This window comes from Neobacillus sp. NPDC097160 (assembly GCF_044762155.1).
In the GTDB taxonomy this organism is placed as follows: Bacteria; Bacillota; Bacilli; order Bacillales; family Cytobacillaceae; genus Neobacillus.
This window is the reverse complement of sequence record NZ_JBIWDU010000017.1, coordinates 40,708-55,826: the sequence shown is the minus strand read 5'-3', so window position 1 is coordinate 55,826 and position 15,119 is coordinate 40,708. Positions and strand designations below refer to the sequence as shown.

Annotated in this window: 16 protein-coding genes; 2 read left to right on the top strand and 14 right to left on the bottom strand. The window is 38.6% G+C overall.

Annotated features, from left to right (window positions below):
* Positions 1 to 25 precede the first annotated feature (25 nt).
* From ACIQXV_RS22055 to ACIQXV_RS22020, 8 genes are all read right to left on the bottom strand, one after another.
* The gene (locus ACIQXV_RS22055) at positions 26 to 601 is read right to left on the bottom strand and encodes a DeoR family transcriptional regulator (protein WP_402962127.1); all 576 of its coding nucleotides are present in this window, start codon (positions 599 to 601) and stop codon (positions 26 to 28) included.
* Between the two features lie 301 nt (positions 602 to 902).
* Positions 903 to 2,201 (bottom strand): ABC transporter substrate-binding protein, encoded by a 1,299-nt coding sequence (locus tag ACIQXV_RS22050; RefSeq protein WP_402962125.1) that lies wholly within the window; start codon positions 2,199 to 2,201, stop codon positions 903 to 905.
* Positions 2,202 to 2,217: 16 nt separating this feature from the next.
* Positions 2,218 to 3,048 (bottom strand): carbohydrate ABC transporter permease, encoded by an 831-nt coding sequence (locus tag ACIQXV_RS22045; protein WP_402962124.1) that lies wholly within the window; start codon positions 3,046 to 3,048, stop codon positions 2,218 to 2,220.
* Between the two features lie 17 nt (positions 3,049 to 3,065).
* Positions 3,066 to 3,902, bottom strand: a complete 837-nt coding sequence (locus tag ACIQXV_RS22040; protein WP_402962298.1) for a carbohydrate ABC transporter permease — start codon at positions 3,900 to 3,902, stop codon at positions 3,066 to 3,068.
* 295 nt (positions 3,903 to 4,197) lie between these two features.
* A complete protein-coding gene (locus ACIQXV_RS22035; protein WP_402962122.1) occupies positions 4,198 to 4,971 on the bottom strand; it encodes a nucleotidyltransferase domain-containing protein in 774 nt (257 codons plus the stop codon).
* Between the two features lie 143 nt (positions 4,972 to 5,114).
* On the bottom strand, positions 5,115 to 5,309 hold the full coding sequence (locus tag ACIQXV_RS22030) for an IDEAL domain-containing protein (RefSeq protein WP_402962120.1): 195 nt from the start codon (positions 5,307 to 5,309) through the stop codon (positions 5,115 to 5,117).
* 161 nt (positions 5,310 to 5,470) lie between these two features.
* Positions 5,471 to 6,313 (bottom strand): ABC transporter permease subunit, encoded by an 843-nt coding sequence (locus ACIQXV_RS22025; RefSeq protein ID WP_402962119.1) that lies wholly within the window; start codon positions 6,311 to 6,313, stop codon positions 5,471 to 5,473.
* Complete coding sequence (locus ACIQXV_RS22020) at positions 6,306 to 7,214, bottom strand: ABC transporter ATP-binding protein (RefSeq protein WP_402962117.1); 909 nt, start codon at positions 7,212 to 7,214, stop codon at positions 6,306 to 6,308. The genes ACIQXV_RS22025 and ACIQXV_RS22020 overlap by 8 nt, the downstream gene beginning before the upstream one ends.
* Positions 7,215 to 7,477: 263 nt before the next feature.
* On the opposite strand from ACIQXV_RS22020, the gene ACIQXV_RS22015 reads away from it, so the two are divergent.
* On the top strand, positions 7,478 to 8,299 hold the full coding sequence (locus ACIQXV_RS22015; RefSeq protein WP_402962115.1) for an alpha/beta fold hydrolase: 822 nt from the start codon (positions 7,478 to 7,480) through the stop codon (positions 8,297 to 8,299).
* Between the two features lie 107 nt (positions 8,300 to 8,406).
* On the opposite strand, the gene ACIQXV_RS22010 is transcribed toward ACIQXV_RS22015, so the two are convergent.
* The 3 genes from ACIQXV_RS22010 to ACIQXV_RS22000 all read right to left on the bottom strand — a co-directional run bounded on the left by ACIQXV_RS22010 (position 8,407) and on the right by ACIQXV_RS22000 (position 11,529).
* Entirely contained in the window at positions 8,407 to 9,627 is a 1,221-nt protein-coding gene (locus ACIQXV_RS22010) for a multidrug effflux MFS transporter (protein WP_402962114.1), read from the bottom strand.
* A 170-nt stretch (positions 9,628 to 9,797) separates the two neighbouring features.
* Positions 9,798 to 10,397, bottom strand: coding sequence for a response regulator (locus ACIQXV_RS22005; RefSeq protein ID WP_402962112.1), 600 nt, complete (start codon positions 10,395 to 10,397; stop codon positions 9,798 to 9,800).
* Positions 10,390 to 11,529: a sensor histidine kinase gene (locus tag ACIQXV_RS22000; protein ID WP_402962110.1), complete on the bottom strand. Its 1,140-nt coding sequence runs from the start codon at positions 11,527 to 11,529 to the stop codon at positions 10,390 to 10,392. The genes ACIQXV_RS22005 and ACIQXV_RS22000 overlap by 8 nt, the downstream gene beginning before the upstream one ends.
* A gap of 324 nt (positions 11,530 to 11,853) precedes the next feature.
* Here ACIQXV_RS22000 and ACIQXV_RS21995 point away from each other — a divergent pair, with 324 nt between their 5' ends.
* Positions 11,854 to 12,633, top strand: coding sequence for an alpha/beta fold hydrolase (locus tag ACIQXV_RS21995; protein WP_402962109.1), 780 nt, complete (start codon positions 11,854 to 11,856; stop codon positions 12,631 to 12,633).
* 81 nt (positions 12,634 to 12,714) lie between these two features.
* Here the strand turns inward: ACIQXV_RS21995 and ACIQXV_RS21990 are convergent, their stop codons facing one another.
* From ACIQXV_RS21990 to ACIQXV_RS21980, 3 genes are all read right to left on the bottom strand, one after another.
* On the bottom strand, positions 12,715 to 13,782 hold the full coding sequence (locus tag ACIQXV_RS21990; RefSeq protein WP_402962107.1) for an alpha/beta fold hydrolase: 1,068 nt from the start codon (positions 13,780 to 13,782) through the stop codon (positions 12,715 to 12,717).
* A gap of 20 nt (positions 13,783 to 13,802) precedes the next feature.
* Positions 13,803 to 14,369: a polyhydroxyalkanoate biosynthesis repressor PhaR gene (locus ACIQXV_RS21985; RefSeq protein ID WP_402962105.1), complete on the bottom strand. Its 567-nt coding sequence runs from the start codon at positions 14,367 to 14,369 to the stop codon at positions 13,803 to 13,805.
* Between the two features lie 133 nt (positions 14,370 to 14,502).
* Positions 14,503 to 14,865, bottom strand: coding sequence for a hypothetical protein (locus ACIQXV_RS21980; protein WP_402962104.1), 363 nt, complete (start codon positions 14,863 to 14,865; stop codon positions 14,503 to 14,505).
* Positions 14,866 to 15,119: the final 254 nt, after the last annotated feature.

Below are 15,119 nucleotides of genomic sequence, written 5' to 3'. Positions count from 1 at the left end.
CCACTCCCCTCAAGGATAAAATTGTTTATTTTTTACTCGAACAACATCCGGCACCGTTCATTCTTTTTGGAATTTCATCTATTGCCTCTTCAAAGCGCATCACAACTCCGCCAAATCCTTTTTGAAATTGTTCCGCTTGTTTTAAAGATTCAAATGTTAATACTTGTGGCTGACAACAATTCAAGTTGAAATCAGTGTCCATTAGGTAATAAGCCATTTTTGCACTAATGGTAGAATTCTGTAGGAAATCACGGCAAATAATTTGTGAAACATCCTTTTCGATGTCCTTGTACCTTAATAATCCACAATGCGGACAGCATAATTGCTCTACATTTAAATCATTGGTAATGATTTGAACGGGATGACGGCTATTTAATTCCTTTAAGCAGTAATTACAGGTATTTGCAGACGTCTTTGAAATTGGTGCTAAGGAAATGCCCCCTGAAGTTTTGATAATTACTCTTTCTACTAATAATGGTTTAATATCCCTATACACCGTCATTTCGGATACTTGTAAACGTCTGCTAATTTCAGCAATCGATAAAGCCCCCTCTTCTTTCAACCATTTTAACAACTGTTGCCTCCGCTCAATCGGTAACATTTTCATCCCCCCTTCATCATGAAAGCGGCTACCCATGGCTTTTAGTTTAATGGATGTAAACACTATTAACAATATAAATATATGAATAATTTGTGAATAATTGTTGAACTTTCACACTTTGAAACACAAAACTAACAACATTATTATCATGCCCCCTTACGAAGTTTATAGAATCAAAAAGGGCCACTATTTAGGAAATAGTGACCCTCATTGATTTTATAAAGCTAGACGGAGGAAGCCAGTCCCTGTTACACACCAGCAACCTTCGTGAATACGAATCATTCAAGGTTCGAATCCCTTTTTATTTTTGAACTTTATCCAATGCCCTTTGCGCTTCTTTTTGGGCTTCCTGTAATGCCTTTTCAGCGGAGATACCTTCTATTTCAACCTTATCCGCTGCCTTTACGAGGGCATCATAGATTTTTCCCCCGGTAGGATCGACAAATGGAGGTGTAGCCACTTGTGCCTGCTGAAGCGGCACTGCGATTTGCGGATTTTTTTCGGCGAACTCTTTATAAGCAGACACATCGACAGCAGATTTTCTTACCGGAATATACCCAGAGCTAATGGACCAATCAGCAGTATTTTCGGCATTTGTGAAAAACTTCAGCCATTTAAATGCAGCTTTTTTTTGTTTATCCGAAGCTAGTGCCGGAATCGCACCCATATGAGCGCCTGCGTGCGGTGCAGCTTGTTTTCCTTCCCAGCCAGGCTGTGGATATGCGGCAAGAATCGAAAAGTCCAAATCTCCTTGGTCACCACTTGAACCGGTATACCCTGCAGCACGTCCCTGCATTACATCATCAATCGTTTTATACCAATACTCCCAGCCCTGACCATCGTGATGAATTGCCATTGATTTATCTTCGTGAATTCCTTTTTCAAAAAATCCCCAAGCGTGCACCCATTCAGGAGAATCGATGACCACTTTTTTCCCATCCTCATTTAAATATTTCCCCCCATTGCTGAGAGCAGCATCAATCATATTGTCAGGACCCCACATCGGCTCCCATCCATACACTTCAGTATTGCTTCCATTTTTCTTTGTTAACTGTTTTGCAGCTTCCGAAAGCGATTCCCACGTTTTTAGCTGTTCGGGAGCGATTCCGGCTTTTTCAAACATATCCTTCCGGTAATAAAGCACTTGAGTTGTTCCGTAAAGCGGCAGGGCATACTGCTCCCCATTAATCGTTCCCTGCTGATAAAAGGCATCAATAAAATCTCCGGGATTAAAGTCCCCATCCTCTTTTATGTATGTTGTTAGAGGTGCAAGAGCCCCTTTTTTTGCAAATGCATTCATTGGGTCGTTCTTCAGAAGAACGGCGGCCGGTACTTTTTTAGCGGCGATTGCTGCCTGCAGCTTTTGAAGTGTTTCATCATAGGAGCCTTGGGCAACACCAATAACCTTTACTTCATTCTGACTTTTATTAAATTCTTTTATTCTATTTTCAACACCTTTTCCCAGCTTCCCGCCAAGACCATACCAAAACTCAATTTCCACCGGACCATTTGCAGATGACTTCGCAGAAGAACAGCCGGTAATCAATGATACTAGTAAAATAACAATTGCACTAATTGAAAAAAGCCTTTTAATAAACACGTATTTTCCTCCCTTATTATCCTTTTAATCCTTGGTCACTAATTCCAGAGATGATCCATTTCTGCACAAACACAAACAAAATTAATAACGGCAGCACGGCGAATGCACTAGCAGCCATAATGAGCGGCCATTGAATGCCATAGGCCCCTTCTTGAATAAAAAATTGTCGTAGCCCCGTTGTAATCAAATATTTACTTTCGCTCGTTGTAATTAACGTTGGCCAAAGATAACTATTATAATTCTGGACAAAGCTGATCAACGCAAACGTAATGAAGGAGGCTTTTGTTGTCGGAAAAATAATCTTCCAAATAATCGTCCAGTGCCTTGCACCATCGACCTTTGCGGCCTCGACTAATTCTCTTGGAACCTGCATGAACGCTTGTCTAAACAGAAATATCCCAAAAACACTTACAGCATTAGATAAAATCAAACCTGAATACGTATCTAACAAGTGAAAATCGGCTAAAATAACGTAGCTCGGTACATACGTCGCGGCAGTTGGCAGCATATATGTTATCAGAATGATGGAAAATAGCAGGTTTCTACCTTTAAATTTTAAATGTGTAAAAGCATAAGCGATAAGTGCCGAATTAATTACTTGAATGAAGACAATAGCGCTTGCCGTAAAAACACTGTTAAAAATATACTGGTCAAACGGAGCTATCGCCCATGCTTCTGAAAAATGATGCCACATAGGCTTTTCCGGCCACAATGTCGGTGGAAATTGCCAGATTTCATCCTTCGTCTTAAGCGCACTGATCACCATCCACAAGAACGGGAAAACCATCATTATGCTAATAAAGATCAAACAAACATGCTTCACCACAAATAAAGGTGTTTTTTTCAAAATTTGGTCCCCCTTTCTTATTGGTAATGAACCCAACGCTTTGATAACCTAAATTGAATGAACGAAAATGCCGCTGTAATGATTACTAACAGAATGGCCGTCGCAGTTGCTTTACCCATATTAAACTCTTCAAATGCTGTCTGATAGTAGAAATAAAGCAACGTCCTTGTACTTCCTGCCGGGCCTCCTTGAGTTAATACCTGAATTTGGTCATAGGCCTGAAGTGCATCGATCGAGGTAATCACAACCAAAAACAGCGTTGTTGGCGAGATAAATGGAATCGTAATATGTAAAAATTGACGCCATTTGCTTGCCCCGTCTAATGAAGCTGCTTCATATAGACTGATTGGTACTTTTTTCAAGGCATTCAAGTAAAAGATCATCGACCAGCCAACACCCTTCCAAATGCTGACAATGATTACCGCAGGCATTGCCCAGGTCGAGCTTGAGGTCCATTCAAGTGGTGGCAGCTGCAACAGGTTTAACACCCAATTTGCCAAACCGACTTTGGGCTCATAAATCCAAGACCATACAATGGAAACGGCAACGGTTGGTGTTACCCATGGTGAAAAAATCAATGTCCGATAAATTCCCATTCCCTTCCCATTTCCACTTACAAATAACGCAAGCAGGAGTCCCCCTACAACGCAGGGAATGACCACTCCCATGGAAAAAACAACCGTATTTAATAGGACAATGTAAAATGCCGGATCAGTTAAAAGATCGATATAATTACTAAAACCCACGTAACCATATTCAGGACTGACATAATCCCAATCGGTAAAACTAATAAGCAGTGACCTACCCATTGGATAAATCCAAAATATGATAAGCGGAATTATGGCTGGTAGAATAAAGAGTAAAGGAGTTAATGAAAGCTTACCTCTAGATCTCTTTAATTCTAGTAAACTTTTATTCGTCTTTAGTTTTGCAGCAGGTGCACTCACTATACCACCCCCCTCTTTTCATTTTATGAATACATACTTACTTTATGAATTCAAATTTTGAATGCATTTTTATCTTACCAGTGGTTTCCTTTTATGTAAACAAAAAAAGGTAAAAAAATTGTCATATTTTCTGTTTTCTTGCCAAAGGACAAATAAAAACTAAAAAACCGCTTGGGGTTCCCAAACGGTTACTTAATGATTACTATTGTGACCAGACCTCTTTCAAAACTTCTCTGAACAGTTTATCCAACATAGGCGTGATATCTTCTTTCGAAACCTTCAAGGTCTTAGTATATTCCTCCAACCGAGTTATTTCTTTTTCCAAAAATTCATTAATAGCATTAACCTTTGGTTCGAGGTTTAACTCATCTCCTCTAATTTTCCTCTCTAGCAAGGTAAGGATTTCTTGCTTAAGTTGTCCCTCTTCGAGGAGTTCTTCGACCAAAATTTGAAATTCAATTGGGGAAACGGTATTATGCCTTTCAATCCACATACAGGCTAAAATTGGACGCAGGACATAAAAGTATTTCTTAATTTTCACTTGATCCCGATGAAGGTAATCACGAAAGTTCCCCTTCGCCATATTTAAATAGTGATACAGTGCCGATTGCGGTAAAAATACTTTCTCTTGAATGTCCTTCATTTTGTCTACTAAGGAATAAGCTTGATAATAAACAATTCCAGAATGCAACCATTCCATTAGAGGGGGATTTGACTTCTTAAAAAGCCTTAAGGCTTTGCGCAATTCCCAGCCATTTATATCAAGGAGTTCATCAATCGGAAGCTCAATGACATCTCGTTTTTGCTCAATCGACAAATACCAATCTTTTTTATGGACATATATAAATCGAACATCATAATCACTGTCCCTTGAAGGAAAGCCCCACGCCCTGCTCCCGGACTCTACTGCATAACAAACTTTCACCTCGTATTGCTGTTCAATTCGTTTAATTTCTTCGAGAATTTTTTCTTTCACTTGAACCACTCCTTAAACAATCATCATACCTAAGTTCATACCCCAAAGACAATATGTATTGAGCTGCAGCTGAAACGGCCAAGAATCCCCAGTCCAATGGATTGGGGATTCTTTTAGTAAAAGTAGGTTCGATAGTAATAAAGTTACGAAATCTTCTTTAATTCCTCTGTGAGTTGAAGGAATAATTCCTTGTTCCCATCCTGTAATGTTTGGTCGATTTCCTTGCGGATTTTCTCCCGCTTAAATTCAAGCAGAACATTGTTTAGGAACATCTCAGCAACTGCAGCATCTGTATACTCTTCAGAATGTTGTGGTGAATTTAGTAATTTCTTTTCCATGGAAATCAACCCCTTAAGCTTTTTTCCATTATACAAGTAGTTTTCTAAAAATTCAAACACTTTATTTTATTTTTTTAAAAAATTTTTTGATTCTTTTTGGTGTCAGGCACCATATAAAGACACCGTCCACCCATGACGGACATACCCTTACAAACTTACTGTTAATGAATCTGGCTTTCGAATAGTGTGTTTCTTTGGTTGAATTTCGTGATTACCTTGAGTAGGAAGCCATTGGCAATGAGCAGGGCTGCACCAATTAAAAGGAGTATTAATGGACTCAGGAAAAACAGGCCGCTCGCTTGACTGATAATGAGGCCAACAACTGGTAATACCATAAGCCCGCCAAATTGCTGTGCTTCCTGAAAAGACTTTACCCTCGCTGAAACGAGCACATTCAGGATGATATTAAATATCACCAAAGCTGGAATCACCCACAACATTAAAATGAGCCATGTCGAATTTAAAAACAAAATTTCTTTAAAATATGGATAGGTAATAATATTAACAATAATGGCGTTAAGTAAAAATGCCGCAAAGGATATGAGCAAGGATGGAATGAAAGAAGCGATTACCTTTCCTATAAATAATTCGCTCACAGAGATTGGGGCGAACAATAAGGTTTCAAGTGTGTTTCTTTCCTTTTCCCCTGCAAAGCTATTGGAGGCTGTTACCATCGAATTAATAATTGCGACCATTAAGAAAAAGGGAATCATCATAAAGTTTAAAAAGAAATAAACAGATTGGTATCCCAATGTCGGGAGAGCTGCAAGAGTGTTTCGCATGTGGTCATTGGGAAAACTCTTAATGAAATCATTAATTGGTTTTTCTAGATCCTTCGAGGAATCGCCAATTAACTCAGTGTAGATACCAATATAGGCAAAGACTGACGGGAAAATAATACAAAGCAAAAAAGGCAGAATGATCATCGGAACCCAAATCTTTTTAGATGAAAAGGTTGCCTTCAGATCCTTCCTAGCAATGGCCGCTATGATTTGTTTATTCATGGTCCTCACCTCTAATTTTAAAGTAAAGGGCTTCTAGACTCCTGTTCGTAATTTCGCAGGAGTGGATCCAAGACTCTAGAAGAATCCCCTGCAGCAGCGGAGTAATCTTATTTTTAGAAGGTAAAGTGAATTCAAGCTGTGTTGGACTTTTCCTTATGTATTGGAATCCCGCGTATCTGCTAGTGTCAACCGGTTTTAGTCCTGTTTCGACCAAAAGCTTTATCTCTGCTAAATACCTCTCCTCCAGTTCGTTTCTAGTACCCTTATCAATAATCCGCCCTTCCTGTAAAAACAAGAAAGAATCACAAATAGTTTCAAGCTGGTGGAGGACATGGGAACAAATGACAATCGTTACCTTTTCTTCTTCATTTACCTTCTTTAATAAATGGATCACATCATTGATCCCTTCCGGGTCTAATCCATTTGTCGGTTCATCAAGGAATAAAAGCTGAGGTTTATGTAGGAGAGCCTTCGCTAAGGTAATTCTTTTTTTCATCCCTGTCGAATACGTGCCAACCAATTGATCCTTTTTATCCACCATGTCAAATTGCTCAAGCAAATGGGTGATACGCTTCGGATCGTAGGCATTATAAATCTTAGAAAAAAAGACAAGATTGTCCCATGCACTCATGTCATGGTAAAGGGCAGCACTCTCTGTCACAATCCCTGACCTTCGTCTAATTTCATCACCTTGCGTTTTAGGGTCATAATTCACAACCTTCATCGTGCCGCTTGTAGCATTAATGACCCCATTAAGCAAACGGATCATCGTTGTCTTCCCTGCTCCATTTGGCCCTAACAGACCATTAATACTCCCCTCCTCAATCGTAAAAGAAACATCCTTCAGAATCGAACGACCATTAAACAGTTTGCCCACTTGAAAAACCTCAATAATATTCAAACCATCACTCCCTTATAAACGGTGTCAGGCACCGTAAAAAGACATTTATCTCAATTTGTCCGCCTGCAGTGGACAGTGCGCCAAAAATTAACAATTTTATTTTATTTTAGCAGATTTGTATATGTATTTTGTACTAATTATTCAAAAAATTTAAATTCACTCCTTTTTCCTATAGCTTTTGCCTCTATATTTTTTGGTGTAAGCTTTGAAAATTGGGGAACATTAATTTTAACCATTTTAATGTTGAATTTGGAGGAGGATGTATGGAACAAGCCGTATTTACTGGCTACCAGCCGATCAATAATATAAATATTTATTATGAATTTTATCCACGCCAAACATCGGAAAAAACGTTTGTTTTATTGCATGGTTTTCTTTCTTCTACGTTCACCTTTCGTCATTTAATTTCGCTTTTGAAAAAAGAGTATCAAGTGTTATCAATTGATCTTCCTCCATTTGGAAAAAGTGCGAAATGTCACCAATATGTGTATTCCTATAAGAACCTCGCACAAACTGTCATCAAACTAACAGAATCTTTAGGGTTAAAAAATATGACCTTTATTGGTCATTCGATGGGTGGACAAATTGTACTCAATATCCTGCACATGATGCCAGAAATAGCAGACAAAGCCATCCTGCTATGCAGCTCAGCTTATTTGAAACGTTCCAAATTACCATTAATAATAACCAGTTACATTCCGTATTTCCATATGTTTGTAAAATACTGGTTTGCAAGAACTGGTGTGAAGAAAAATCTTCAGGATGCGCTTTACAATCACTCCATCATAAATGATGAAATGATTAACGGGTACCTTCAGCCCTTTTTACAAGATGAAATTTTCATTGCTCTGACAAGAATGATTCGTGACCGTGAGGGAGATCTTCCTACAGAAGCACTTAAACAAATCAAAACCCCCTGCTTATTAATTTGGGGGGATCACGATAAGTCAATTCCGCTGAAATTTGGAGAACAACTTAATAAAGATTTAACTAACTCTGAACTGATTGTTTTAAAAGAAACCGGCCATGCGCTCCCAGAAGAAAGACCATTTGAGGTATATGAATCAATCAAACGTTTTGTATAGTATAGGGGCGAATCTCCGTAAAATTGATTGCGTGGAACGCTGTAATGTTTTTTTTTGAAATTCCAAACGGCAGCCAATTAGAAATGGATTCGGCTGCCGCATAAAATTTATTTTTTTCTTGGGACAAGATAAATGTAGGAAAGGACAGCACCACCGCTGGCACATAAAATCACAATTCCCATTGGTATTGCAGTTTGCTCTCCCCCCATCCCAACAAGCGGTGCTACCAGTGCACCCATGGATAGCGATAAAACCCCTAAAAGAGCTGAGGCACTGCCTGCATTTTTCCCTTGATTTTGCATCGCAAGTGAAAATCCAGATGTATTCACCACACCAACACTTGAAACAACAAAAAATAGTGGCACCAAAATAAGAAATAAACTTGCATGAAAATACAACAAAGCCAGTACCACGATTCCTCCGATTAAGGATAAACCCAATCCAATAACAAAAAGCTTAGACTCGTGAACCCTTCCAGCCAGCCTGCCTGTTGTTTGACTGGTAATCATGATCCCAATACCATTGATGGCAAAAATCAGACTAAATATTTGCGGGGAACCCCCATATATATTTTGCACAACAAAAGGAGAGCCGGATATATAGGCAAACATGGCAGCAAATACAAGTCCCTGAGCAAGAGCGTAGCCGAAGAAGCTGCGATCCTTAATAAGATTTCGGAAGGTAATGAATGTATTTTTTATGCCTCCTGCTGATCTTCTTTCATTCTGAAGGGTCTCCGGTAAACCGAAGAATACGACAAAAAACATAACTAATCCCACTAAACTTAAGACCACAAACACGCCTTGCCAAGGAACCATCTTTAGGAGTTGTGCACCGAGTACAGGGGCCAAAATCGGGGCAACTCCATTAACTAGTGCAAGCAACGCGAAGAATTTTGTTAATTCTGGGCCGGAATATAAATCGCGGACGATTGCCCTTGAGATGACAATCCCCGCAGACCCTGCTAACCCCTGAACGAACCGTAATCCAATTAATGTCCAGATCGACGGACTGAAAACGCACAATAGTGAAACAACAAAATAGGTCATCAAACCAATAAGAAGCGGAAGGCGGCGGCCGCGAACATCACTGATTGGTCCGGCCAATAACTGCCCAGAAGATAAACCAAGCAAGAAAAAAGTTAGACTCAGCTGAACAAGTGACTGACTTGCATGAAAATCTTTTGCCAGCTCGGGAAGCGCCGGCAAATACATATCAATGGACAACGGGCCAAACCCTGCTAACGTACCCAACACAGCTGCCATCCATAGCCTTTTTGAGCGAGAGATTCCCTCACTATTAATAACGTTATTTAAAGGTTCTCCCATTTAGTGAATCAATTCCTTTCAAGTCTTTCTAAATAGCCGAACAGGATTGGGGTCCATTACATCTTCATCCCACCAAAAAATAATATTACATTTTTCAGAAAAATAAAACCATTAAGTGCTGCAGAAATAAAATAAGGTGTTTTTACGGTGCATGACACCGTAAAAACACCTTATTTAAACCATCCTTTTTCTTTTGATTGAGTAATGGCCTCGATGCGGTTTTTTACTTCAAGCTTATCTAAGATAACGGAAATATAATTACGGACAGTCCCTGTCTTTATGCTGAGCTCTTCGGCGATTTCCTTCGTGTTTTTTCCATCCGCAACTAGCTCAAGCACTTCTTTTTCCCTGTCGGTTAGTGGATTTTCTTCACCGTACACATCGTCCATTAATTCCGGTGCATAAATCCGTCTGCCACCCATCACATTTCGGATCGAACTCGCCAATTCTTCACTTGGGCTATCCTTTAACAGGTAGCCGCTCACACCAGCCTTTAACGCACGTTGAAAATAACCTGTTCTGGCGAAGGTCGTTAAAATAATAACTTTACAGCCAAGACCTTTAAGCTCTTCCGCCGCCTCAAGGCCGCTTTTTCCTGGCATTTCAATATCCATAATGCAGACATCAGGCTGAAATTTCTTAACTAGCGCAACAGCTTCTGCTCCATTTGAAGCCTTTCCGACCACTTCCATATCATCTTCCAAATTTAGCAGTGAACCAAAGGCACCTAAAAGCATTTGCTGGTCTTCAGCAATAACGATTCTAATCATTTTCGCTCCCCTTCTCCAATGGTTTGACATCATTCGGTACTCTAATAATTAAAGTTGTTCCACCCTTTGTCAATACCTCTAGACTGCCATTAATAAATTCCAGCCGTTCTTTCATGCCAATCAATCCATGACCCTCAGTTAACATATCCGGTGCAACCTTAAAAACACCGTCATCACGAATTGTCATAACCGTTTCCTTCCACAATTGCTCGACAGAAATGCAACAAGATTTAGCCTCACTGTGTTTCACCACATTGTTTACGGCCTCTTTCAAACACATACTTAAAATATTCTCAGTTAACAGCGAAACATTTGCCAAGGTGAAGTCTCCTTCACTTACAAAATTAATTTGAGCCGCCTTAATCATTTGTTTAACCCGGATAATTTCATCCTTCAAGCGAATTCCGCGCATCGAGGATACCATTTTTCTAACTTCACTTAACGCTGTTCGTGCGGTTTGCTGAACATCTTTCAACTCATTTCTGGCCTGCTCAGGATCCTTCACAATTAATTTCCGTGCTAAGTCTGACTTCAAACCAATCAATGAAAGCTTTTGTCCAAGTGTATCATGAAGGTCACGAGCAATTCTATTCCGTTCCTCTATTTTGACTAGCTCAGAAATCCTTTTGTTTGCGTCCTCAAGTTTCTCTTCCAACTGTCCCCGCTCCTTGCGATTATGAATGCTGAACGGAAGAAGGATGACACTGATCCAAATGATGATAACAAAGGGCAGCTGTGTTAAAAATAATTTTTCATGAATGACGATGTTATAGTTAATCGAAGCAGAAGTACTGATCAAATGAATAAAATACAGGGTAAAAAAGGGAATACGGTCTTTAATATTACCGATAAAATAGGCTAAGAAGAAGGCGAAATAAACATAGCTGTATAGACTGGACGCTGTGATCGATATTCCAATTAGGATTAAAGTCCAAAGATACACTGGCCAGCCCTTTGAAATAAATGCAATCCGGTAGAGAATAAAGAACACAAAGGTAAGTAAAATCCCGACAACTATTTCAATAGTGGATTGGGATTGAAAAATAAAATAGAAAGGTAATATGCAAAGAATGGTCCATATATATGGTGCAATACCATTATTCTTTTGGAATGTCATATACCTTTTAATCATGGGCGAAACCTCGTTTTCAATTGAAATACTTTACACTACTTTCTTATCTAAATGTACCTTCGTTTTTTTCAATTACAATCCCTATTTTACCTAAAATTCTTACATCTTACAAAACCTTTCGTCACAACGATTATAAAGATGTTAAATATAATTTTTTTAAAGAAAACCGATTACTACTATTGCTTGTTGATATATGTATTTTACATATATAGGGTATAAAAGGGTTGCTGTCACTATATATTTAATTAATCAGAATATTATAAATGTTTACACATCGCAAATATTGGCAACATATAATTAAAAAAACCCTGGGAGGAATTAAAATTGGGAGAACTTTTTAAATTGAGCTCCGGTATTCCTTATTTGCGATTTGGCGTTGGAGAACCATTAGTATTTATTCATGGTCTTGGAGAAATAAAAGAGGGCTGGTCAAACCAGTTTGAATTTGCTGATCAGTATGATTTAATCATTCCAGATTTACGGGGACATGGTGAGTACCAATCACCCGGTGAAATTTCAATTAAAAACTTTGCCTATGACGTCATTACGCTTTTAAAAGGGCTTGGAATTGAAAGCGCACACATTTGTGGCTTGTCGATGGGTGGAATGGTAGCACAAGAAATTTATCGCCAGGCCCCGGAAATATGCCGGTCATTGATGCTTGTAAGTACATTTCATTATGCTCCAAAACAACTTGGCAAACTATTTTTAAAACTTCGCCAGACACGTGCTGAAAATAAATCCCCTGATGCACTACGAGAAACGGCGGCAAAGGTTTGCCTCTATTCTTGGACAAAAGAAAACTTTGAAGATTTTTATCAATTTTATAAGCCAAATAGCGAATTCTATTTCAAGTCAATGGAAGCCTGTCTTAAAGTGAATAACCTTCGTTTACTTCCTATGATTAAAGTGCCAACTTTAATTATTGGCGGTCAATACGACTCTGTTATTCCTGTATGGGTTCAATTTTTGATGCATAAACAAATTCCTCATTCGGAGTTTGTCATCTTTAGGAATACAGGCCACATTGCAAAGCTTGAGGCTAAAGATGCCTTTAACAACGTACTCCGCAACTTTTTAAATAAGCACAAAATAGCAAGCTAAAGGGGAAGGATGCACCCTCCCCCCCTCATTGCCCATACTTATTATCTATTTACTTGTCCTGAACATTATTACATAATCACGTTATAGCGGATTTGAACGGCTAGAAGCCCATTGGTCCACAATTTTTGCGAACAAACCGGAAAGAGCTAAACTAACATGCCCAGCTTCCACCGAGATATAGGTTTTATCCTCACTTGAGACTAAATCCATAATTGGTTTACTCTGCTCTTCTAAAATCAAATTGTCTCTAGACCCAGAAACAACAAATAAATTTGCGGTAATATTTTTTAAGTCAGCTTTTTTATTTCCAACCATTAATTCGCCTTTAACCAGCTTGTTTTCTTTAAAAAGGTCATAGGCTAATTGTCTATAGGCCTCACCGGCAAATGGAACCTGATCAAGTGTCCATTTATTCATTCTGCGCCATTTATCCACGTACCGTTGGTCATGTGCGCGGCTTAGTAGCATCGTATAATTTGTAAAGTAAATCGGCGCTCCAATTGCCCTGAACATGCCATCCACTAATTGAGGCGATACAATCCCGTAAGTATCAATAAAACGTTCGATATTTATATCACCATTTCGCATGCCTTCTGCCCACTGATCCGGGCCGATAAATGGTTTGAAATCAATTGGAACCGTGGCAACAATCAAATTCTTTATCGGTTCTTCCGCAATCGCTGCGTAGATAGACGCAATCGTACCTCCTAAGCAATAACCAATAAGAGTGGTTTCTTCCGCACCAGAATGGCGAATCGCCCTCTTTACAGCGGTCTTCAAATATTTTTCAATATACGTATCGAGACCCATTTTTTTATCTTCATAGCCCGGTGAACCCCAATCTAATAAATACACCTCGTAGCCCATATTGGTAAGGCCCTCAATGACACTTGCTTTAGGGGCAATATCTAAGATATATGGTTTATTAAATAGGGAATACACGAAAAATAAGGGGATTCCGTATTTTTTCTGTTTTGCCGGATAATGCCATAAGGTCGATTTATTTTTCCGCCATACTTCATTTCTTGGTGTATGGCCAACTTTCGGCTCCGGTTCACTTAAAACCTTAAATAGGTGGGACCATCGCTTCATTTCTTTCTCAACATCCAGTTCTGGAATTAACCCCTTTAAAGGTGATTCTGTCGCCAAGGTGTTAACACTCCCTCCCATTAATTTCCTGAACCTGCTCCAGTTAATACCGGTTCCGCTGCCTTGTCTCCTTTAAGAAGATCTTTTATCGTCTCAAATTCCTGTTTAAAATCATTTAGTTTTAAAAGTTCAAATTTCATATCTTGAAGTTCTGCATGTAAGTCCTTTGTATCCGCCAGGTCTTTTTTTGTTTTCACTAACTCAGTTTTTAATTGCTTTGTTAGTTTGATAATTTCCTTGGATACTTCAATAACACTTTCAATTTCTTTACTTTGAGACTTTACAGAATCCTGCAGCTCCCAAATTTGCTCCTCAAGCGCTTCCATTTTTTCTTCTGCTTGAAGAGTTAAGTTGGCTACATTCGTCACATCATTTTTTGTTGGCAAATTTAACATACTTGCCAGTGCCTCTTGATTTTTTTTAAACGTTTCAAGAGAGCGTGAATGGAGTTCCGTCCCTAAATGAGACAATTTTACAAATTCTTTATTATTTGTCCAAAGATAGATAAAATCATTGATCTGTTTCTCCCACAATAAACCAAACTTATGAAGGGATTCATATGGATCATAAGGTTTATTACCTGACATCTACATTCACCTCGTTAGCCTTTTGTTATTTTTTTCAATATCCACCATATCAAATTCATGATTAAATAATGCTCTTAATTCCAGTAATTCCTTTTCAAGTGAATTAATTTTTTTATCACGTATTTCCCTTACTTCACTTTTTCAAAAAAGTGAACAATTCTTCCCACGATTCATGAACCATTTTAAGCTGGAGTTGATTCCCTTTCAGCATTTTGTTGATCAGATAAACAGTGTCATCCAGAAAATCTATCTTTTCTTCGCAATCTACGAGTCTGATAGAAAGGGCAGCTATTTCATCCTTATTCGCAAGCTCAAGAAGTTTTAACCACTTGGTTGTAAATCTTCTGTGAATCCTTACCCTTTTCAGATGTGTCTCCATCGCCCTTCCAAAAGCAATCGTAAAGGTTCGGGAATTGGTGTGGGCATGGATTCTTTTATTCAATTCTGCTTCAATTTTTTTGTATGTTAAAACTGAATCATGGAGTTTAGGATCCATTACTATTCCTCTTAACTAACCGGTTGGTATGTTTTACCTAAACATAATAAAATCGAGGATTTAAGTCAATCCCTTTATTGAGTTAAAGATGAATATTTATTGAACTCTAGCCAGATCTTTCGTAAATAGCTCTTTTTATTTTCAACGCAACCCTAGTATTTGGTTCTTCCAAAGTATCTATCATCATATAATCTACTATTATCTGAAAAAAAATCAGCGGGATTTAGTAGCAGAAGACATACAAAAACCAATAG

Excerpts from the sequence above, each read along its gene's own strand:
- ACIQXV_RS22055 (WP_402962127.1), bottom strand. The coding sequence starts at position 601 with ATGTTACCGATTGAGCGGAGGCAACAGTTGTTAAAATGGTTGAAAGAA.
- ACIQXV_RS22030 (WP_402962120.1), bottom strand. The coding sequence starts at position 5,309 with ATGGAAAAGAAATTACTAAATTCACCACAACATTCTGAAGAGTATACA.
- ACIQXV_RS22025 (WP_402962119.1), bottom strand. The coding sequence starts at position 6,313 with ATGAATAAACAAATCATAGCGGCCATTGCTAGGAAGGATCTGAAGGCA.
- ACIQXV_RS22015 (WP_402962115.1), top strand. The coding sequence starts at position 7,478 with ATGGAACAAGCCGTATTTACTGGCTACCAGCCGATCAATAATATAAAT.
- ACIQXV_RS22010 (WP_402962114.1), bottom strand. The coding sequence starts at position 9,627 with ATGGGAGAACCTTTAAATAACGTTATTAATAGTGAGGGAATCTCTCGC.
- ACIQXV_RS22005 (WP_402962112.1), bottom strand. The coding sequence starts at position 10,397 with ATGATTAGAATCGTTATTGCTGAAGACCAGCAAATGCTTTTAGGTGCC.
- ACIQXV_RS22000 (WP_402962110.1), bottom strand. The coding sequence starts at position 11,529 with ATGATTAAAAGGTATATGACATTCCAAAAGAATAATGGTATTGCACCA.
- ACIQXV_RS21985 (WP_402962105.1), bottom strand. The coding sequence starts at position 14,369 with ATGTCAGGTAATAAACCTTATGATCCATATGAATCCCTTCATAAGTTT.
- ACIQXV_RS21980 (WP_402962104.1), bottom strand. The coding sequence starts at position 14,865 with ATGGATCCTAAACTCCATGATTCAGTTTTAACATACAAAAAAATTGAA.